The sequence below is a fragment of the Amycolatopsis sp. NPDC051106 genome (genome assembly GCF_040682775.1).
In the GTDB taxonomy this organism is placed as follows: Bacteria; Actinomycetota; Actinomycetes; order Mycobacteriales; family Pseudonocardiaceae; genus Amycolatopsis.
Genome location: NZ_JBFBBQ010000029.1, coordinates 1 through 19,388, shown reverse-complemented (window position 1 = coordinate 19,388; position 19,388 = coordinate 1). Strand labels below are relative to the sequence as shown.

The 19,388-nt window shown below is 71.3% G+C and carries 21 protein-coding genes; 16 read left to right on the top strand and 5 right to left on the bottom strand.

Going from position 1 to position 19,388, the window contains the following annotated elements; genetic code table 11:
- Window positions 1-5 precede the first annotated feature (5 nt).
- Window positions 6-236: a hypothetical protein gene (locus AB0M83_RS22275; protein WP_364519859.1), complete on the bottom strand. Its 231-nt coding sequence runs from the start codon at window positions 234-236 to the stop codon at window positions 6-8.
- A 229-nt stretch (window positions 237-465) separates the two neighbouring features.
- On the opposite strand from AB0M83_RS22275, the gene AB0M83_RS22270 reads away from it, so the two are divergent.
- The 5 genes from AB0M83_RS22270 (at window position 466) to AB0M83_RS22250 (ending at window position 4,774) form a co-directional block, all read left to right on the top strand.
- Window positions 466-729, top strand: a complete 264-nt coding sequence (locus AB0M83_RS22270) for a hypothetical protein (RefSeq protein ID WP_364519857.1) — start codon at window positions 466-468, stop codon at window positions 727-729.
- A 72-nt stretch (window positions 730-801) separates the two neighbouring features.
- The gene (locus AB0M83_RS22265; RefSeq protein WP_364519855.1) at window positions 802-2,289 is read left to right on the top strand and encodes an MFS transporter; all 1,488 of its coding nucleotides are present in this window, start codon (window positions 802-804) and stop codon (window positions 2,287-2,289) included.
- A 2-nt stretch (window positions 2,290-2,291) separates the two neighbouring features.
- Window positions 2,292-2,849, top strand: a complete 558-nt coding sequence (locus tag AB0M83_RS22260) for a TetR/AcrR family transcriptional regulator (protein ID WP_364519853.1) — start codon at window positions 2,292-2,294, stop codon at window positions 2,847-2,849.
- A 150-nt stretch (window positions 2,850-2,999) separates the two neighbouring features.
- Window positions 3,000-3,566: a snapalysin family zinc-dependent metalloprotease gene (locus tag AB0M83_RS22255; RefSeq protein ID WP_364519851.1), complete on the top strand. Its 567-nt coding sequence runs from the start codon at window positions 3,000-3,002 to the stop codon at window positions 3,564-3,566.
- A gap of 125 nt (window positions 3,567-3,691) precedes the next feature.
- Window positions 3,692-4,774, top strand: a complete 1,083-nt coding sequence (locus AB0M83_RS22250; RefSeq protein WP_364519849.1) for an alpha/beta hydrolase — start codon at window positions 3,692-3,694, stop codon at window positions 4,772-4,774.
- A 28-nt stretch (window positions 4,775-4,802) separates the two neighbouring features.
- Here the strand turns inward: AB0M83_RS22250 and AB0M83_RS22245 are convergent, their stop codons facing one another.
- A complete protein-coding gene (locus AB0M83_RS22245) occupies window positions 4,803-6,689 on the bottom strand; it encodes a ricin-type beta-trefoil lectin domain protein (protein WP_364519847.1) in 1,887 nt (628 codons plus the stop codon).
- Window positions 6,690-6,973: 284 nt separating this feature from the next.
- Between AB0M83_RS22245 and AB0M83_RS22240 the strand changes: the two genes are divergently transcribed.
- A complete protein-coding gene (locus AB0M83_RS22240) occupies window positions 6,974-8,332 on the top strand; it encodes a DUF222 domain-containing protein (RefSeq protein WP_364519845.1) in 1,359 nt (452 codons plus the stop codon).
- Between the two features lie 144 nt (window positions 8,333-8,476).
- Here the strand turns inward: AB0M83_RS22240 and AB0M83_RS22235 are convergent, their stop codons facing one another.
- The 3 genes from AB0M83_RS22235 to AB0M83_RS22225 are packed head-to-tail and all read right to left on the bottom strand — an operon-like array spanning window position 8,477 to window position 10,336.
- A complete protein-coding gene (locus AB0M83_RS22235) occupies window positions 8,477-8,935 on the bottom strand; it encodes a dihydrofolate reductase (protein ID WP_364519843.1) in 459 nt (152 codons plus the stop codon).
- On the bottom strand, window positions 8,932-9,729 hold the full coding sequence (locus tag AB0M83_RS22230) for a thymidylate synthase (RefSeq protein ID WP_364519841.1): 798 nt from the start codon (window positions 9,727-9,729) through the stop codon (window positions 8,932-8,934). Before AB0M83_RS22230 ends, AB0M83_RS22235 begins: the two co-directional genes overlap by 4 nt.
- A gap of 10 nt (window positions 9,730-9,739) precedes the next feature.
- Complete coding sequence (locus tag AB0M83_RS22225; RefSeq protein WP_364519839.1) at window positions 9,740-10,336, bottom strand: TetR family transcriptional regulator; 597 nt, start codon at window positions 10,334-10,336, stop codon at window positions 9,740-9,742.
- Between the two features lie 56 nt (window positions 10,337-10,392).
- Between AB0M83_RS22225 and AB0M83_RS22220 the strand changes: the two genes are divergently transcribed.
- From AB0M83_RS22220 to AB0M83_RS22175, 10 genes are all read left to right on the top strand, one after another.
- Window positions 10,393-11,061 carry a class II aldolase/adducin family protein gene (locus tag AB0M83_RS22220; protein ID WP_364519837.1) on the top strand — a complete coding sequence of 223 codons (669 nt, stop codon included), beginning with the start codon at window positions 10,393-10,395 and terminating at the stop codon, window positions 11,059-11,061.
- Window positions 11,061-12,002: a sugar kinase gene (locus AB0M83_RS22215; RefSeq protein ID WP_364519835.1), complete on the top strand. Its 942-nt coding sequence runs from the start codon at window positions 11,061-11,063 to the stop codon at window positions 12,000-12,002. Before AB0M83_RS22220 ends, AB0M83_RS22215 begins: the two co-directional genes overlap by 1 nt.
- A gap of 104 nt (window positions 12,003-12,106) precedes the next feature.
- Entirely contained in the window at window positions 12,107-13,114 is a 1,008-nt protein-coding gene (locus tag AB0M83_RS22210; protein ID WP_364519833.1) for an Lrp/AsnC family transcriptional regulator, read from the top strand.
- Window positions 13,111-13,998, top strand: coding sequence for a polysaccharide deacetylase (locus tag AB0M83_RS22205; RefSeq protein ID WP_364519831.1), 888 nt, complete (start codon window positions 13,111-13,113; stop codon window positions 13,996-13,998). Before AB0M83_RS22210 ends, AB0M83_RS22205 begins: the two co-directional genes overlap by 4 nt.
- Complete coding sequence (locus AB0M83_RS22200; RefSeq protein WP_364519829.1) at window positions 13,995-15,281, top strand: MFS transporter; 1,287 nt, start codon at window positions 13,995-13,997, stop codon at window positions 15,279-15,281. Before AB0M83_RS22205 ends, AB0M83_RS22200 begins: the two co-directional genes overlap by 4 nt.
- A complete protein-coding gene (locus AB0M83_RS22195; protein ID WP_364519827.1) occupies window positions 15,281-16,060 on the top strand; it encodes an SDR family oxidoreductase in 780 nt (259 codons plus the stop codon). The genes AB0M83_RS22200 and AB0M83_RS22195 overlap by 1 nt, the downstream gene beginning before the upstream one ends.
- A complete protein-coding gene (locus tag AB0M83_RS22190) occupies window positions 16,053-17,039 on the top strand; it encodes a 2-dehydropantoate 2-reductase N-terminal domain-containing protein (RefSeq protein ID WP_364519825.1) in 987 nt (328 codons plus the stop codon). The genes AB0M83_RS22195 and AB0M83_RS22190 overlap by 8 nt, the downstream gene beginning before the upstream one ends.
- Window positions 17,036-18,175 carry a M20 family metallopeptidase gene (locus AB0M83_RS22185; RefSeq protein ID WP_364519823.1) on the top strand — a complete coding sequence of 380 codons (1,140 nt, stop codon included), beginning with the start codon at window positions 17,036-17,038 and terminating at the stop codon, window positions 18,173-18,175. Before AB0M83_RS22190 ends, AB0M83_RS22185 begins: the two co-directional genes overlap by 4 nt.
- A gap of 74 nt (window positions 18,176-18,249) precedes the next feature.
- A complete protein-coding gene (locus AB0M83_RS22180; RefSeq protein ID WP_364519821.1) occupies window positions 18,250-18,753 on the top strand; it encodes a helix-turn-helix domain-containing protein in 504 nt (167 codons plus the stop codon).
- Between the two features lie 2 nt (window positions 18,754-18,755).
- Complete coding sequence (locus AB0M83_RS22175) at window positions 18,756-19,292, top strand: pyridoxamine 5'-phosphate oxidase family protein (protein WP_364519819.1); 537 nt, start codon at window positions 18,756-18,758, stop codon at window positions 19,290-19,292.
- The last annotated feature ends 96 nt before the right edge of the window (window positions 19,293-19,388 follow it).

The following is a 19,388-nucleotide window of genomic DNA, read 5'->3' as shown; positions in this document are numbered from 1 at the left end:
GCGAGCTAGTCCGAGGGACCGCGCAGCGTCAGTACCACTCGCAACACGTGCTCGACCGCCGTCGGGAACGGCGCTCCCCGCAGTTCTCCCCGCTCCGCCAAGTTCTCCGCCGCGAACTCCAGCACCCGCTCCGGCCCGCCCCGCCGCACCACGAGCGCGGCCAGGTCCTCCAGGTCCAGATCAGGGTGGTCCAGGCGCGTCAAGGCGAACTCGATCATCAGCTCTTCCGACGTCATGTCCACCTCCTCCCCTCCATCCTAAGCACCCCGGAGCTAACACTTGATCGAACAGACTTCGAGCCCCGATGTGGTGATGTCCACGCCCGGACCGGACACCCACAGCAGGCACGACTGGGCCGTTCGACGGAGATTTCGGGCGATCGTGTACAGAAGGCGAATACCCGGTAACCCGGACGAGCCGGTCAGTCATGATGTTGCACTCACCCGGCGACGGATCGGAGGCGACATGGCCCTGCATCGCCGGCGCACGCGAGCCGGGATCCGCCGGCCGCGGCACGCTCTCCCCGCACCCTGGTGGCCCCCCGTTCTCGTGGCCGCCTCCGTCGCCGCGGTGATTCCCGGCGACACCGTCGGAGGCCTGCTCGTCGGGACGAGCGTCCTCGTCGCCCTGACCGCGCTCGCTGCGGCCCGGCGGGTACTGGGACACGCTTCGGTGCACGTCAACCTGATCCTCGCGGAAGAACTGGCCGCCACTCGCTTCGACGACTGACCACCGCGCACGGCAGCGGTGTGAGCTGCTTTACCTCGCTTACTGTACCGTCCAGACGGTATAGTAAGCGTCATGACCGCCATCCTGCCGACCCCGGGACCCGTCCTGAGCCACCGGCGCCGCTGGGCCGCCCTGGGCGTCCTGGTCGGCGCGGTGCTGCTGCTCGCCGTCGACGGCACCGTGCTGTACCTCGCCGTGCCGTCGCTGACCCGCGAGCTCGCGCCGACCGCGACCGAGATCCTCTGGATCGGCGACGTCTACTCCCTCGCCCTGGCCGGCCTGCTGGTCACCGCCGGGAACCTCGCCGACCGCTTCGGCCGCAAGAAGGTGCTGCTCATCGGCACGGCGGCGTTCGGCCTGGCGTCCGCCCTGGCCGCCTTCTCCCCCACCGCGGGCGTGCTCGTGGTGGCCCGCCTGCTGCTCGGGATCGCGGGCGCGACGATCATGCCGTCGACGCTCTCGATCATCCGCACCCTGTTCGCCGACCCGCGCGAGCGCACCCGCGCCATCGCGATCTGGTCGGCCGGGTCCGGCGGCGGCATCGCGCTCGGCCCGCTCGTCGGCGGGGTGCTGCTGGAGCACTACTGGTGGGGCTCGGTGTTCCTGATCAACGTGCCGATCGTCGTCGTCTTCCTGGTCGCGGGCGCCCTGCTGCTGCCCGAGTCGCGCGATCCGCGTCCCGGCCGCTTCGACCTGCTCTCGGCCGGGCTGTCGCTGGCCGCGATCGTCCCGCTGGTCTACGCGGTCAAGCACGCGGTCGGCTCGGGGATCGACGCCCAGGTGGCCGTCGCGGCCGCCGTCGGGATCGGGTCCGGCGTCGCGTTCGTACGCCGTCAGCGACGGGCGGAGAGCCCGCTGATCGACGTCGCGCTGTTCCGCAATGGCGCGTTCAGCGGTGCCGTCCTCGCCAGCTTCATCGCCGTGTTTGCGCTGATGGGCCTGCTGTTCTTCTTCTCGCAGTACCTGCAGCTCGTCCGCGGTTTCACCCCGCTGCAGGCCGGGTTCGCGGAGATGCCGGCGACGCTGGCGTCGATCGTCGTCGTGGCCGCGGTCGGGATGGTCGTCGGCCGGCTCGGCCGCGGCCGGGCCGTCGCGGCGGCGCTCGCCGTCGCCGCGCTGGGGCTCGCCCTGGTCGCGGTGACCGAGCGGGCGCAGTACTGGTGGCTGGGCCTCAGCCTGGTGCCGGTCGGCCTTGGTGTCGGGCTCGCGCTGACGCTCACCGTCGACTCGGTCCTGTCCGCGGTCCCGCGGGACAAGGCGGGCTCGGCGTCGGCGATCTCCGAGACCGCCTACGAACTCGGTGCGGCGCTGGGCATCGCGCTCCTCGGCTCGCTGGTCACCGTGGTCTACCGCGCTTTCCTGCCGGCCGGCCCGGTTCCCGGCGAGGTGCGCGACTCCCTCGCCGCCGCGGCGAACGTGCTCGACCCGGCGTCCGAACTCGCCCGCACGGCACGAGAGGCGTTCACCGGCGCGATGCAGGTGACGTCGCTCGCGGCGGCGGTCATCACCGCCGTCGCCGCGGTGATCGCCTGGCGTACGATTCCGTCCGGAAAGGACTGACCATGCCTCGCAAAGCCGGACGCGGCCCGGAAGAAACCCGCCGGGCCCTGCTCGACGCGGCCGGGACCGTGATCCGCACCCGCGGGATCTCCGCCTCGCTCGACGACATCGCCAAAGCGGCCGGCGTGTCGAAAGGCGGACTGCTGTACCACTTCCCGGCCAAGGACGCGCTGGTCCGCGCGCTCGCGCAGGACATCCTGGACACCTACCGCGCCGAGGTGCAGGCAGCGCTGGACCCCGAAGACACGGCGCCGGGGCGGCTGACCCGCGCGTACGTCCGCGCGTCGCTGGACACCTCCTACGACGAGATCGCCGTCCGCGAGAACATCGCCCTGGTCGCCCAGCTGATCTCGATCCCCGAGATCGCGGAGCTCGCCCGCGCGGACGCCGAGCGGTGGACCGAGGACCTGCGCGCCGACGGCCTCCCGGACCACGTGGTCACCCTGGTCATCGCGGCGGCCGACGGGGCCAGCACGGCACCGCTGTGGGGCGTCGGCCTCGAGGTGGCCGCGGCGCGGAAGCTGGAACAGCAGCTCATCGAGCTCACGCTGAACGCCTGATCCCGGCGTTTGTCAACCCGCAATCAGTACTGGTAAATCACCACTCGCACGGCCCTACGGAAGTCGGCTCCGGGAACGGGAAACACCCGGTAAATTTTCGACAGCGCGCGCAAATCCGGCAAATCCCCGTCCCCCACGAGGAGTCTTCCGATGTCGAGGAAGTTCGCCCTGGCCGGCGCTGTCGCGCTGGCCCTGGCCGTGACACCGATCGCCGCGGGCACCGCGTCCGCCGCTCCGGCCGGCACCCAGCAGGAAGCCGCCGTCACCACGGTCTACTACAGCACGGCCAGCGCACCGTCGTTCCGCTCGGTGATCAACGCCGGTGCCGCCAACTGGAACCGCAGCGTCACCAACGTCAGGCTGGTCGAGCGCAACTCCGGCGCCAGCCTGCGCTACACCGAGGGCAACGACCCCCGCGGGTCCTACGCCTCGACCAACGGGCACGGCAGCGGCACCATCTTCATCGACTACACCCAGGCCCGCCAGTACAACCCGACCCGCATCGCGGCGCACGAGACCGGGCACGCCCTCGGGCTGCCCGACCACTACTCGGGCCCGTGCTCGGAACTGATGTCCGGCGGCGGCCCCGGCCCGTCCTGCACCAACGCGGTGCCGAACTCGGCCGAGCGCAGCCGCGTGAACTCGCTGTGGGCCAACGGCCTCGTGGCGACGAACCAGGCGGACCAGCAGATCTACGAAACGATCTACGGCTTCTGATCCACCGCGCCGGTGGCCTCCGGGCCACCGGCGCGCTCCGCCGGTTCGTCCCGGCCGACCCTGTCCGGGACGAAATCGGTGATCATCCCGATGGCGGGACCCGTCCGCGTCAATACGGTCAAACGATGCGAAAAGCACTTCTCGCCGGTCTAGCCGGCGCACTCGTCGTGACCGCCACACCCGCCGCCAACGCCGCCGCGCGGCTTGCCCTGCCCGTGCCGACCGGACCGTACGCCGTCGGCAGCATCGAACTGCACCTGATCGACCACGCGCGGCCGGATCCGTGGGTCGCGGGGACGACGCGCGAGCTGATGGTGACCGTCCGGTACCCGGCGCGTCCCGGCAGCGGCCCGAAAGCGCCCTACCTGTCGCCAGGAGCCGCGAAGCTCGTGTCCGAAGAGGACGCGACGCAGCTCGGCATTTCCGCGGACCGCCTGGACTACACGTTTCCCACGCACGCCCGCACCGGCGCGCCCGCGGCCGGCGGACGGTGGCCCGTCGTGCTCTACTCCCCCAGCGCGAAGTACCCGCGCTCGGTCGGCACCGCGCAGCTGGAACAGCTCACCAGCGAGGGTTACGTGACGGTGGCGATCGACCACACCCACGAGCCGGCGGCGGTGGAGTTCCCCGGCGGCCGCGTCGAACGCCGGGTACTGCCACCGGGCACCGACGGCAAGAAGCTGATCGCCACGCGGGTGGCGGACATCCGGTTCGTCCTCGACGAGCTGAAAGTCTCGTCCCACCGCGGAAATCCCGCCGGACTCTCCCTCGACCTGACCCGGATCGGCATGTTCGGCCACTCCGCCGGCGGGTTCACCACGGGCGAGACCATGGTCTCGGACCCCCGCATCGACGCGGGCGCCGACCTCGACGGCAGCATGGCGTACTCCCAGTCGACCCGCGACTTCGGCCGCGTCGCGAACGAAGGCCTCGACCGGCCGTTCCTGCTGCTGAGCGCCGGCGACCACAGCGCCGCGTCCGATCCTTCGTGGCAGGAGTTCCTGAGCCACCAGCGCGGGCCGGTCCGCGAGCACCACCTCCCGGATGGTGAGCACTTCAGCTACACCGATTACCAGGCACTGCTTCCCCGGCTCGGCTTGGACCCGGCGGCGCTCGCGCCGTTCATCGGCACCGTCGACGCCGGGCGGAGCGTCGCCATGCAGCGCGCGGAGCTCGGCGCTTTCTTCGCCCGGTACCTGCGGGACTGACCGGCCGTACGTGGCGGCACCGCGCGGGTCACCGCCGGGTCCACTGCTGGTTGGCCCCGCCGCCGCAGGTCCAGAGGATGATCTTCGTGGCGTTCGCGGTGCCGGCGCCGCTCGCGTCCAGGCACAGCCCGGACAGCGCGTTGGTGATCGTGCCGTCGGCGTTGAGGGTCCACTGCTGGTTGCGCTGGCCGTTGCAGTCCCAGATGACGACCGCGGTGCCGTTCGACGTGCCGCTGTCGTAGGCGTCCAGGCATCGGGTGCCGTTGACGACGAGCTGCCCGCGGGCCGGCGTCCAGGTCTGGTTGGGTCCGGCGGCGCAGTCCCACAGCTGGGCCTGGACACCGTTGGCGATGCTGTTGTCGTCGACGTCCAGGCACCGGCTCGACTGCGTTCCGACCACCTGGACCCCGGCGGTGCCGGGCAGCGGCAGGATCGCGACGTCGGCGAGGGGCGGCGAGGCGCCCGTGAACGTCAGGGAGTTCGTCCCTTTGCCCAGCGAGACCACGGCGGACACGGTCTTGGTCTCGCCCCCGGTCGCCGGGAACGCGACGACGGTCGGCTGCTGACCGTTGACCGCGAGCGCCGGCGTCTGGGTGGTGGTCGCGCTGTAGGTGAAGGTCGCGACGGCCAGACCCGTTGCCGCCGCCGTGATCCCGGTGAGTTTTGAGCCGTAGTGCGCCGATGCGGCGTCGGTCCCTTGGACGGTCACCAGCACCGAATCGTTCGCCGGCACGCTCACGCTGTAGCCGGTGGCGAAGCTGCCGTTGTCCTTGCCTGCCCAGAGGTTCCGCACCTTCGCCGGTGCCGTGGTCAGGCCGAGGTCGGCCCACCGCACGGTCATGGTCGCCGCCGACGACGTCCGGTTGAGCAGCAGCACGGCCCGCTTTCCTGCGCCGGCGAGGACTTTGCCGTAGACCTGACGGCCGGCGGAGTCTTCGGCGACCTTCACCCCCTGCAGTCCCCGCTGATCCTGGTCGACGGCGATGACTTCCCGGTTCTTGAGGACCGCCGCGGTTTCCGGGCTCATCGTCGCGAGGTTGTTGCCCGCCAGCAGCGGCGCACCGGAGATCGCCCACATGCCCAGCTCGGTCCGGCCCTGCGCGGCGGAGAGCCCGGGCATGCCGACGGTGAGCATGTCCGGATCGTTGACGTACCCGGTGTGCTGCGAGACGGGGTGCTGCGCCTGGTCGAAGTTGGTCAGCGCCTGCGGGAGGGTCGCGGTCTGGCCGTAGTAGATGATGTCGGTGCTGGTGCGCCACATCGGGGCGGTGCCGGCGCCCCAGTTCCACGGGTTCTTCTTGCCCCAGTCGCAGACGGAAAGGGTGAGTGTGCGGCCGGTCTGCGCGGTCGCGGCGCGGTTGGCGGCGCTGATGGCCCGGTAGGTGCTCGCCGGGTCGAGGCCCTCGGCGTCGCCGCCGCACCAGTCGACCTTGACGAAGTCGAAGCCCCAGCGCTGGAACTGCAGCATGTCCTGCAGGTAGTGGCCTTCGCTCCCGGAGCCGGGCGCCGCGGGGCGGCCGGTCGGGAAGTAGTAGCCGCAGCCGTCGCGCCCGGCATCGGTGTAGATGCCGGCTTTCAACCCTTTGCCGTGCAGGTAGTCCGCGATCGCCTTCATCCCGCCCGGCCACTCGGTTTCGTCGACGGTGATGTTCCCGGAGCTGTCGCGGGTTCCCTGCCACCAGCCTTCGTCGATGTTGACATGGGTGTAGCCGGCGTCCTTCAGTCCGGCCGACACCAGCGCGTCGGCCTGCGCTTTGATGACGTTGTAGTCGATCTTCGCGGCGAAGGAGTTCCATGAGGCCCAGCCCATGACCGGTGGCGTCACCGGCTGTTCCGCGGCGGCGGTCGCGGTGCCGGGGGTCAGGAGCGTTCCGGCCAGTAGTAGGAGCACGGTCAACGCCTGGCGCAGCTTCATGGCTTCGCTCCGACTTCGTCGTCGATTGTGTTAGCGTTAACATTCGGGTGTACGGTTGGATTGTTGACCACAGGTGGTTTGCTCGTCAAGGGGCGGATGGTGGAACGTTGTCCGCTGGTTTTACTGATACGGCTTCGCCGGGGCGTGGGAAATCGGCGCTTCGTGTACTCGCTTACCGCTCGGGGCGAGAGCGCCGATTCCCCACGCAGTGGTGTCCCTGCCGCTGTACAGCTTCCAGCTGATCGAGTGATGAATCTGTGTTCGACTGCCGGTAATCTTGTTGTGTGGACAGCGAAACGGCGTGGAAAGCGGATGCGGTGGCCCTGGCCGATCGCATCTCCGCGCTGCTCACTGTTGTGCGGTCTGCCGAGGCCGAGATCGGTACTCTGCTGGCGGAAATCGAGTCCCGCGGTGTTATGGAGTTGTTCGGATACCGTTCTGTCGCACGGCTTTTCGAGCATCTCGCCGACGTTCCCAAGGCCGCCGCCGAGACCGTGGTGAAGCGAGCCCGCGCCCTCACCCCCAGCCGGACTCTGGATGGCACGCCCATTCCCGCTTTGGCTCCCGCCACTGGCGCTGCTGCGACGGAGGGTTGGTTGAGCAGTCCGATGATCGACACGATCGTCGGGGTGATGACCCAGATCCCGCCCGAGCACCGCGACGACGCCGAGCAGCACCTGCTCACGTTCGCCTCCGAAGCCGGACACAAACAGGTCGCCGCCCTGGGCGCCCGCATCCTGGCCCACCTAGATCCCGACGGCGCCGAACCGGACGAGACCGAACCGGCCAAGCCCAGTCGCGAGTTGTCGTTTCGCCGCAAGAGAACCGGGTTCTGGGAGCTGAACGGCCGGTTCGATGACGAGACCGGTGCTCGAGCCAGCGCCCTGTTCGACGCTCTCGCCGAGCGCCACAGCACCGACGAGGGCCATGACTTACGCTCGCCGTTGGAACGCTACGGCGACGCCTTCTCCGACGCCATCGACCTGGCTTACAACTCACCAGACCTGCCGATGCAGGCCGGCGAACGAGCCCACGTGATGGTCGCGGTCTCGCTGGCAGACCTGAAATCGAGCATCGGCCAGGCCATGCTCGGCGACGCCGGCACCATGCCCGAGCCCGCTGCCAGTCAGGCCACCCAGACCGGCGCTGCGTCCAACGCCGCTGCCGGTCGGGCCACACTCGGCACCACGCCCAAGCCCCGCCTCGGGCGGGCCCTCCTCGGCGACCTTGGCACCATTTCCGCCGCCGAAGCCCGCATCCACGCCTGCGACTGCAAAATCATCCCCGCAGTCCTCGGCGCCAAGAGTGAGCCCCTCGACCTCGGCCGTCACCACCGCCTTGTCTCTACCTCGCTCCGCCGCGCGCTGTACCTGCGCGACCGCGGCTGCGCCTTCCCGGGCTGTCATCGCCCACCCCGTCACTGTCAAGGCCACCACATCCGCCACTGGGCAGACGGCGGGCCGACCGAACTGGGCAACCTGGTCCTGCTGTGCGCCCACCACCACCGGTTGCTGCACCGCTCGGGTTGGCAAGTCCGCATCGCCGCCGACGGCCTACCCGAATTCCTGCCACCAGCATTCCTGGACAAACGCCGAAAACCCCGGCGCAACAACCTCCACCAACCACTGCCATTCGCGGCGTAAGCAGACGGGGTAGGCCCGCAGCCAACCGGCTACGGGCCTACACCCACGCCCGAGGCGTCCCCAGGTCGACCGCCGACGAAGCAGCAGCGCGGCCCCACCGTGGACCCGGCACATTCCGAACAACCGCCGACAAAATGTCCCGGCTCAACCCCATGTCAAAAACCGGTAATGCAGCCCGGTCGAAGACTCCTGCCACTCCCCCACGGAGTCCGGCGCACGACCCACCTCAGGCGCCCGCGTATCACCCTCGAAGCTCTCCCGGATCTCCGTCACCACGACCCGGTCCGCGAACGGCAACGCGGCCCGGTACACCGCCGCGCCGCCGATCACCCAACCGTCCTCCGACACCGTCGTGAGCGCACGCCCCAAATCGGGGAAAGTCTCCACGCCCTCCTGCTGCGTACTCGACAACACCACGTTGCGCCGGCCCGGCAACGGCCGGAACCGAGGCGGCAGCGACTCCCACGTGCGGCGTCCCATGAGGACAGTCGCTCCCGCCGTCAGTGTGCGGAAGTGTTTCAGGTCCTCCGGGAGGTGCCACGGCAACCCGCCGTCGCGGCCGATCACGCCGTTCGCCGACTGGGCCCACACCAGGCCGATCACACCGCCACCGGGGCCTTGATTCCGGGATGTGGGTCGTAACCGTCGAGAGCGATGTGCTCGTAGGTGTAGTCGAACAAGCTGTCTGCGGGCTTGAGGCTCAGCGTGGGGAACGGCCGCGCGTCGCGGGCGAGCTGTCTGCCGACCTGCTCCTCGTGGTTGTCGTAGATGTGGCAGTCGCCGCCCGTCCACACGAAGTCGCCGACGCCCAGCCCCACCTGGGCAGCGATCATGTGCGTCAGCAGCGCGTAACTCGCGATGTTGAACGGCACGCCGAGGAACAGGTCCGCGCTGCGCTGGTACAGCTGGCAGGACAGCTCGCCGTCGGCCACGTAGAACTGGAAGAACGCGTGGCACGGCGGCAGCGCCATCTGCGGGATCTCCCCGACGTTCCACGCCGACACGATGATCCGCCGCGAGTCCGGGTTCTCGCGCAGCGTGCGCAGCACCTCGGCGATCTGGTCGACGTGCCCGCCGCCAGGAGTCGGCCACGAACGCCACTGGACGCCGTACACCGGGCCGAGATCACCGTCCGGTGCGGCCCACTCGTCCCAGATCGTGACGCCGTTCTCCTGGAGCCACCGGACGTTGCCGTCGCCGCGCAGGAACCACAGCAGCTCGTACGCGACCGACCGGAAGTGGACCTTCTTCGTGGTGATCAGCGGGAAGCCGTCGGCCAGGCGGTAACGGAGCTGGTGCCCGAAGATCGACCGCGTGCCCGTGCCGGTGCGGTCAGCCTTGCGGGCTCCCGTCTCGAGGACGTGGCGGAGGAGGTCTTCGTACTGCGTGTCGGGCATGCCCGCGAGCCTAGACGAGCCGCTCCAGGTAGGCCCGCAGCATCGCCTTCAGCTGGTCGAGCAGCGCGGTGGCGCCGTCGGGATCGGCGCGGAACGCCTCCTGGATGACGGCGTCGGCGGCCAGGAACGCGGTGCGACACGCCGTCGCGGCCTCGGCGTCGTCGCGGAGCAGGCCCTGCGCGACGAGCACGCGGTGCACGCCGGTGGCCATCACGCGCTTGTGGGCGGCGTCGGCCTCCCGCGTCGCCTCCGTCAGCCCGCGGCCCAGCCACAGCGCGCGGAACCCGGGTTCGGCGCGGTAGAGCGCGGCGAACGCGTCGACGAGCAGGCCGACGGGGTCGTCCCAGGTCTCCTTCGCCGCTTGGTCGGCGAAGGACGTCATCAGGTCTTCGAGCCGGGCGAGGTAGCCCTCGGCCAGCGCCTCGGTGATGGCGTCCCGGTCCGGCAGGTACTGGTACAGCGCGCCGACGGAGACGCCGGCCGCGGCGGCGACCCGGGTCGTCGTCAGGGCCTCGACGCCCTCCTCGGCGAGCAGCCGGTCGGCCGCTTCCAGGACGCGGGCCAGCTTCTCCCGGGCCCGGGCCTGACGCGGGACTCGCCGCAGCATCCACCGCTCCAAACCTGAACGTGACTTTGTTTCGCATTTATTCTAGCCTCGGGGCCATGGCAGTGGGAAGTTCCGTACTCGACGACGCACGGCGGGCGGTGGCCCGCGCGAGCAACGGCCTCGCGGGCGAAGGCCTGCTGATCGGCACGGCGGGCAACGTGAGCGTCCGGGCCGGTGAACACGTGGCGGTGACCGCGACGGGGGTCGTGCTGGGCGCGGCGACGCCGGACGACGTGACCGTCGTCGACCTCGACGGGACCGTCGTCGCCGGCGAGCTCGCGCCGACCTCGGAACTGGAGCTCCACCTGGGGATCTACCGGCGCTATGACGCGGGCGCGGTGGTGCACACGCACTCGCCGCAGGCCACCGCGGTGTCGCTGGTCCTCGACGAGCTCCCCTGCGTGCACTACCAGCAGCTCGCGCTGGGCGGCTCGGTCCGGGTCGCGCCGTTCGCCGTGTTCGGCTCGGCGGAGCTGGCCGCCGGGACCCTGGCGGCGCTCGACGGCAAGGCGGCGGCGCTGCTGGCCAACCACGGCGCGATCGCTCACGGCCCGACGCTGGACGCGGCGATGGACAACGCGCTGCTCCTGGAGTGGGCGTGCGGGCTGTACGTCCGGGCCGCCGCGCTCGGCGCGCCCCGGGCACTGGACGACCTGCAGCAGGAAGCCGTCGTGACGGCGGCCGTGCGGAGCGGGTACGGCCGGCCCCGGCGGATCGAGGACTGATGACGCAGACCGTCGTGACGCTGGGCGCGCACGTGTTCGACGTGCAGGTCCGGCCGGTCGAGGCCATCCCGGAGGGCCAGGGCGCCGCGCTGGTGGAGCAGATCCGGTTCGGCCCGGCGGGGACGGCCGCGGGCACGGCGGTGACGCTCGCGAAGCTCGGCGCCTCGGTCCGTTCGGCCGGCGCGGTCGGCGATGACCCCATCGGCGACCTGCTGCTGTCGATGCTCGCCCGGTACGGCATCGACACGTCGCTGGTACTGAGACGCGCGGGCGTGCAGACGTCGGCGTCGGTGCTGCCGATCCGTCCGGACGGGAGCCGGCCCGCGTTCCACGTGCCGGGGGCGAACCTGGGGTACGAGCCGTCGGAGGCTGCCCTGGCCGAGCTGACCCGCGCGACCCACCTGCACCTGGGCGGACCGGAGCTGATGGGCGGCGACGCGGCCGCGGCGATTCTCGCGCCGGCGCGGGCCGCCGGCGTGGTGACGTCGGCCGACCTGCTGGCGCCGGGTGATCCCGGGGTACTGGCCTGGATCGCGCCCGCGTTGTCCTCTTTGGACTACCTCCTGCCGAACGAAGACCAAGTGCTGGGCCTGACAGGCTCCGCGTCCCTGGAAGACGGCGCCCGGGCGTTGCTCGAGCAGGGAGTCGGCTGCGTCGCGGTCACGCGGGGAGCCCGCGGAGCGCTGGTGGTGACGGCGAAGGAGACCATCTCGGTGCCCGCGTTCGCGGTACCGGTGGTCGACACGACGGGCTGCGGCGACGCGTTCTCGGCGGGCTTCCTGCGGGGCGTGGGCTTGGGCCGCCCGTTGCGCGAAGCGGCCGTGCTCGGGTGCGCGGCGGCCGGGTTGGTGGCCCAGGGCCTGGGCAGCGACCACGGCGAATTCGACCTGGCGGCGGCGGACACCTTCGCGGCGGCGACGCCGGTCCTCCCGACGCACTGACCCAGCGCAACAGCCGGGTCCGCGACCTCGCCGCCAGCCAGCCTGCGGTTTTCATGCACCCACACCCCTTGACTTGACGTTTTCCTGCATTCAGGATGCCTGTTGTGCAGAACGAAGGCAAAGCGACCGAGCTGGACCGTCGTATCGTCGCGGCCCTCCAGCTCAACGGCCGGGCGTCCTGGGGCGCCATCGCCCGGCACGTCGGCGCCAGCGAGTCCACCGTCCTCCGGCGCGCCGAGAAGCTCACCGAGAGCGGCCGCCTGCGGGTCATCGGTGTCGTCGACGTCCTCCGGTGCGGGCTCGGCGTCCCCGTCCTCGCGCGGCTGAAGTGCCGTCCCGGTACCGCCGCCGCGGTCGCCGACGCCCTCGCCGCCCGGCCCGACGTCCGGTACGCCACCGTGCTCGCCGGGAGCGCCGACTGCTCCGCCGAGTTCGTCCTGCCCTCCTACGCCGACATCGCGAGCCTGCAGGAAAACGGTTTCCCCGCCGCGGAGGCCATCCGGGACGCCGAGACCTTCGCCGTCATGCGGACCTTCACCTCCAACCACGACTGGGACTCCGGCGAGCTCACCCTCGAGGCGGCGAAGGAGCTGCGCGGCGGCGAGGTGCGGCCGTTCGAGGAGCAGCACTGGGAACACGCGCCCGAGCAGCTCGACGAGCTCGACCTCGCGATCTGCGCCGCTCTCGGCGAAGACGGGCGGCTGCCCTTCAAGGAAGTGTCCAAACAGGTCGGCACCAGCGAGTCCACCGTGGCCCGCCGGGTCGATTCGCTCGTCAGACGCGGCTGCCTGCGGTTCCGGACGCTCGCCGAACCCGCCATGTTCGGCTACGCCCTCGAGTTCATGCTCTGGCTGTCGGTCGTCCCCGGCGAACTCGACCGCGCGGGACAGCAGCTCGCCGCCCACCCCGGCACGAAGTACCTGAGCGCCACCACCGGCCGCTTCAACCTCGTCGGCCAGATCGTGCTGCGCCACTACGGAGAGCTCTACCGCCACACCACCGACGTCGTCGGCGCGCTGCCCGGGCTCCGGGAGGCCGACGTGACCCTGCAGGTTTCGACGCTCAAGCGCGCGTGGGCCCCGACGCCCGCCGCCAGCTTGGAGGACGCATGACCGACCAACCGTGGCAGTGGGACGAAAAGACGTGGCGCGGACACGTCGAGCACGTCCGCGCCGGGCGCTCGCTGCGTCCGGCGTCGTGGCCCGGCGGCGCGAAGGTCGCCGTCGCCCTGTCCTTCGACTCCGACCACGAGACGCCCGCCCTGCGCGACGGTGACGTCCTGCCCGGCAAGATGGCGCAGGGCGAGTACGGCGCCCGCGTCGGCGTGCCGCGCATCCTGAAGCTCCTGCGTCAGCACGAGGCGCCCGCGTCGTTCTTCATGCCCGCGGTGTCGGCGCTGCTGCACGACGGCGAAGTCAAGTCCTATGTGGACGGCGGACACGAGGTCGCGCTGCACGGCTGGATCCACGAACGCAACACCGCGCTCACCGAGACCGAGGAACGCGACCTGGCCTTCCGCGCCGCCGACGTCCTCGAACGCCTCGCCGGGACGCGGCCGGTCGGGATCCGGACGCCGTCCTGGGACTTCTCCGCGCACACCCTCGCCATCACGCGCGAGCTGGGCCTGAAGTACGACTCGTCGCTGATGGCCGACGACGATTGCTACGAGCTCGTCGAGAACGGCGAGCCCACCGGCGTCGTCGAGCTGCCGGTGGAGTGGATCCGCGACGACGCGCCGTACTTCATGATGGACCGCTTCGCCTCGCTGCGGCCCTACACCCCGCCGCGCGGCGTGCTTTCGATCTGGCGCGACGAGTTCGACGCCGCCTACGCCGACGGCGGCCTCTTTCAGCTCACCATGCACCCGCACATCATCGGCCACCGCTCGCGGATCGCGATCCTGGCCGAGCTCCTCGACCACATCACCGGCCACGACGGCGTCTGGTTCGCCACGCACGCGCAGATCGTCGACCACGTCCTGCGGGAGCAGCCATGACCACTGTGGACACCACCGTCGTCTCGCACAAGCTGACGGCGCAGCAGCGCAAGGCGATCGTCGCCGGCGCTGTCGGCAACACCGTCGAATGGGTCGACTGGGCCGTCTACGCGACGTTCGCCCCGGTCTTCGCCGGCCAGTTCTTCGCCGGCGGCAACGAAACCACGGCCCTGCTGTCCACCTTGGCCGTGTTCGCCGTCGGGTTCGTCATGCGGCCGATCGGCGGCGCGGTGCTCGGCGCGTACGCCGACCGGAAGGGCCGCAAGAAGGGACTCACGCTCACCATCTCGCTGATGGCCGGGGCGTCGATCGTCATCGCGGTGTGCCCGACGTACGCCCAGATCGGGGTGCTGGCACCGATCGTGCTCCTGCTCGCCCGGCTCGTGCAGGGCTTCTCCGCGGGCGGCGAGTTCGGCTCGTCGTCGGCGTTCCTCATCGAATCGGCCGCACCCGGACGCCGGGCGTTCGCCGGTTCGTGGCAGCAGGTTTCGGTCGGCCTCGGCTCGCTGCTGGCCGCGCTGATGGGCACGATCCTCAACTCCACGCTGTCGGACGCCGACCTGCACGGCTGGGGCTGGCGGCTCGCGTTCGGCCTCGCCGGGCTGCTCGGCCTGGTCGGCCTGTGGCTGCGGGTGTCGGTGCACGAGACCGAGGCGTTCACCAAGATCGCCGCGAAGTCCCGCCGCAACCCGGTGGTCGCGATGCTGCGCGATCACCCGAAAGCCGCGCTGCGCGTGGCCGGCGTGACCATCGCCGGGACGCTGATCTACTACGTGTGGGTCTCCTACATGCCGGCCTACGCCCACCTGGCCACCGGCATCCCGCTCAAGACGGCGCTGCTGGCGAACACCCTGGCCATGGTCGTGTTCATCGCGCTGCTGCCCTTCGGCGGCCTGCTGTCCGACCGGCTCGGGCGCAAGCCGACGATGACGGTGTTCGCCGGCGGGTTCGTGGTGTTCGCCTGGCCCGCGTTCCACTTCCTGGGCAACAGCTTCTGGAGCGTGTTCGTCATCGAGCTGATCGGGCTGGTCCTGATCGTCGGGTACTCGGCGAACTGCGCGGTGATCATGGCCGAGCAGTTCCCGCCGGAGGTCCGCACCACCGGCATCGGCCTGCCGTACGCGCTCGCCGTGGCGATCTTCGGCGGTACCGCGCCGTACGTCACGACCTGGCTCAACGCGAACCACCTCGGCAACCTCGTGTGGGTTTACGTCGCGGCCGCCGCGCTCATCGGCGTCGCGGTCTACCTCACCATGCCCGAGACGAAGGGGAAGGAGCTGTAGTGCGGACCGTGCTCGTCACCGGGGCCGGCGGCGGCATCGGCGCCGCGATCGCGGCCCGGTTCGCCGCCGCGAGCGACCGCCTCGTCCTGTCCGACCTCCGCGCGGCGGAACTGTCCGCAGTGGCTTCCGGACTGGCCACGGAGGTCGTCGAGCTGCCCGGGGACCTCGCCGACGCGGAGTACGCCGAAGGGCTCGTCGAGCGGGCCGGACCGGTCGACGTCCTCGTCAACGCCGCCGGGATCTACCCCGCCACTCCCCTGCTGGACATGACCGCGGCGATCTGGGACCGCGTGCAGGACGTCAACGTCCGGGCCGCGCTCCTCACGACCGTCGCCTTCGGACGGGCGCACGCGGCGGCCGGGACCACCGGCAGCGTCGTCAACATCTCCTCCGGCGCGGCCACCCGGGCGCGTCCCGGCGCCGCGCACTACGCGACGTCGAAGGCCGCGCTGGAGATGGTGACCAAGGCCTGCGCGGTCGAGCTGGGGCCACACGGCATCCGCGTGAACGCGGTGAGCCCGGGCTTCGTCACCGTCGACAGCGACGCGAACCCGGTCACCGAGGCGTACGCGGCGGCGGTGTCGGTGAACCCGCTCGGCCGGCGCGGCGAGCCCCGCGAAATCGCCGACGCCGTGTTCTGGCTCGCCGGTCCCGAGGCTGGCTGGATCACCGGCGCCGTGCTGCGCGTCGACGGCGGTTCGACCGCTGGCGCGGCCGGGCTGCCGCTGCACTGGAGCGGGGAGACCCCCGTCCAACAAGGAGAGGAAGCGCATGTCTGACCGGCGCTCGTACACCGTGGTCGGCGGCGGCGCGATCGGCGGGACGCTCGCGTTCCACCTCGCGCGGGCCGGGCACCCGGTGTCCATCGTGGACGCCGACGCGGGACACGTGGCCGCGATCGCGGACCGCGGGCTCACCCTGCGCCGCCCCGAGGGCGACGAGACCGTGGAGCTGCCCGCCTTCGTCCCGGACGAGGCCCCGCCGGTACTCGGCCGCGTGCTGCTGGCCGTCAAGGCCCAGGCCACCGAGGCGGTGTTGCCGTGGCTGGCCCCGCGGCTCGCGTCCGACGGTTTCGTCGTCTCGCTGCAGAACGGTCTCAACGAAGGGCTGATCGCGGCCCACGTCGGTCCGGAAAGGACGGTCGGGGCGTTCGTGAACCTCTTCGCCGACGTCGTCGAGCCCGGCGTCGTGCGGGACGGCGGCCTCGGCGCGCTGGTCGTCGGCGAGCCCGACGGCCGGATCACCGGCCGCGTCGAGGAGGTCGTCGCGGACCTGCAGGCGTGGGGCCCGGCGAAGGCGACCGCCAACGTCGAGGGCTACCTGTGGGCGAAGCTCGGCTTCGGCGCGATGCTGACCACGACGGCGCTGGCCGACGCGCCGATGGCCGACCTGATCGACCGGCACCGGCCGCTCATGCATGCGCTCACCGCGGAGGTGTTCGCCGCGGCCGGCGACCGCGTCCTGGAGCCGTTCGACCAGTTCGACCCGGCCGCCTACCTGCCGGGCGCGACCGGGCGCGAGGCGGCGACCGACCGGCTGGTCGCGTGGCTGCGGACCCAGCCCAAGGACCGCAGCGGCATCTGGCGCGACATCGCCGTCCGGCACCGCCCGGTCGAGGTGCACCACCACTACGCGCCGGTGCTCGCGGCGGCGGACGTCCCGCTGCTGCGGGCGATGCTGACCCGGCTGCGCGACGTCGAGACCGGCGCCGCCGCGATGTCCGAAGACCACCTGACCGAACTGGAGCGAGCGCTGTGATCCGCGAACTGCACGAGTGGGTGCGCACGCACCGCGACGACCTTCTGGCCGACGTCGCGGCCTACGTGGGCATCGAGACGCCCAGTGACGACAAGTCCGCTTTGGACCGTGGACTGTCCTGGGTGGATGGCTGGCTGCGCGAACGGCTGGGCTCCCCGGCGAATGTCCGCGACGTCGACGGCGGGCAGTACGGCGACATCAAGGTCTATGACTTCCCCGGCTCCGGTGAGCCGGTGCTCCTGCTGTGCCACTACGACACGGTGTGGCCGCTCGGGACCCTCGCCGCGTGGCCGTTCACCGTGGACGGTGACCGCGCGACGGGACCGGGGATCTTCGACATGAAGTCGGGCCTGGTGCACGCGGTGTGGGCGCTGCGCGCCCTCGACGCCGCCGGGCTGCCGCGCCCGGCCGTGCGGCTGGTCCTCAACGGTGACGAAGAGATCGGCAGCCCGGCATCCCGGCCGGTGATCGAGGAGGCCGCAGCGGGCACGCGCGCGACGCTGGTGTTCGAGGCGAGCGCCGACGGCGCGGTGAAGACCGCGCGCAAGGGGGTCGGCCTGTTCCGGGTGCGCACGACGGGCGTCGAGGCGCACGCCGGGCTGGACCCCACCAAGGGCGCGAGCGCGATCGACGAGCTGGCGCGGGCGGTGCTCGCCCTGCACGGGCTGTCCGATCCGGACGCCGGGACCACGGTCAACGTCGGCGTGATCACCGGCGGCACCCGGCAGAACGTGATCGCGGGCGCGGCGTCCGGCGAGATCGACGTCCGCGTGTCCAGCGCGGCCGAGGCGGCGCGCATCGACGCCGGCCTGGCGGCGCTTGCGGCGCACGACTCCCGGGCGGCGGTCGAGGTGACCGGCGGCTGGAACCGGCCGGTGATGGAACGCTCGGAAGCGATCGCGCGGCTGTACGAACTGGCGCGTGAGGAGGCCGCGGAACTGGGCCTCACGCTGCGGGAGTGCTCGGTCGGCGGCGCCAGCGACGGCAACTTCGTGGCGGCACTGGGCCACCCGGTCCTGGACGGCTTCGGCGCGGTCGGCGACGGCGCGCACGCCCGGCACGAGCACATCAGCGTCGAGGGGATGCTGGAACGGACGGCGCTGGCGGCCGCCGTGCTGCACCGGCTCGCCGGCTGACCGCTCTCGGTTTGCCACCGGGTGCCGCGGGGTACTACCGCTCTCGTAAGGCAACCAGTTGTGAGGTGGGAGCAGTGCGGGAAGCGCGGTCGCGGTGTCCGATCAACCTGTCGCTCGAGATCTTCGGCGACCGGTGGACGCTGCTCGTGCTGCGTGACGTCGTCTTCGGCGGGGCCCGGCACTTCCGTGAGCTGCTCGGCGGCGAAGAGCGGATTTCGTCGAACGTGCTGGCCGACCGGCTGGCCGTGCTCGTCGAGTACGGGCTGCTGACGCGGGCCGGCGATCCGTCGCACAAGCAGAAGGTCACCTACAGCCTGACCGAGCGGGCGATCGACCTGGTGCCGGTGCTCGTGCAGCTCAGCGCGTGGGGTGTCCGGCACCTGCCCGTGGCCGACGAGTACGCGGCCCGGGCCGCGGTGCTCACCGCCGGCGGTCCGCCGCTGTGGGAGGCCTTCATGGACGAACTGCGCGAAACTCACCTCGGCACCCGTCGCGAGGAGGCGCCGGACGGCCCCACCGTCGCCGAGCGCCTGGAGGCCGCCTACGCGGCATCCGTGCGCGACCGACGAACGGAGTGATCATGGAGACCCGGCTCGACGAACGGTTCAGCGACCCCGGCACCGAGCCCACCGGCTGGGCGGAGACCGTGAAAGCCCTGGAAGCGGCCCAGATCAGCTGGCTCACGACAGTTCGTGCGGACGGCCGCCCGCACGTGACCCCGCTGGTCGCGATCTGGCTCGACGGCGCCCTGCACTTCAGCACCGGCGAGACCGAGCAGAAGTACCTCAACCTGACCGCGAACCCGAACGTCGTGCTGACCACGGGCCGCGACTCGTGGGACGACGCCCTGGACGTGATGGTCGAAGGCACCGCCCGGCGCGTCACCGGCCGGGCCGAGCTGGCACGGCTCGCCGAGGCGTGGCTGGCCAAGTGGGACGGCAGCTGGGTTTACGAGGCGACCGACGAAGGGCTCCGACAGGGTGGGCACGACGCGGCGGTGTTCGCGGTCGAGCCGGCGAAGGTGCTCGCCTTCGGCCGGAAGCGCTCGAGGACCGGCAAGTCGATGCTGTCCACAGTGGAGTTCACCCACACCAGCCACGTGCCCGCGGGACGCTGACCGCCACCCTGGCCCCCGATGCAGTGAATGACTCATTCCTGTCGTGGTCACGCGGCCGCGGTGGCGTGAATGACCCATTCACCTCGTCCCACGACA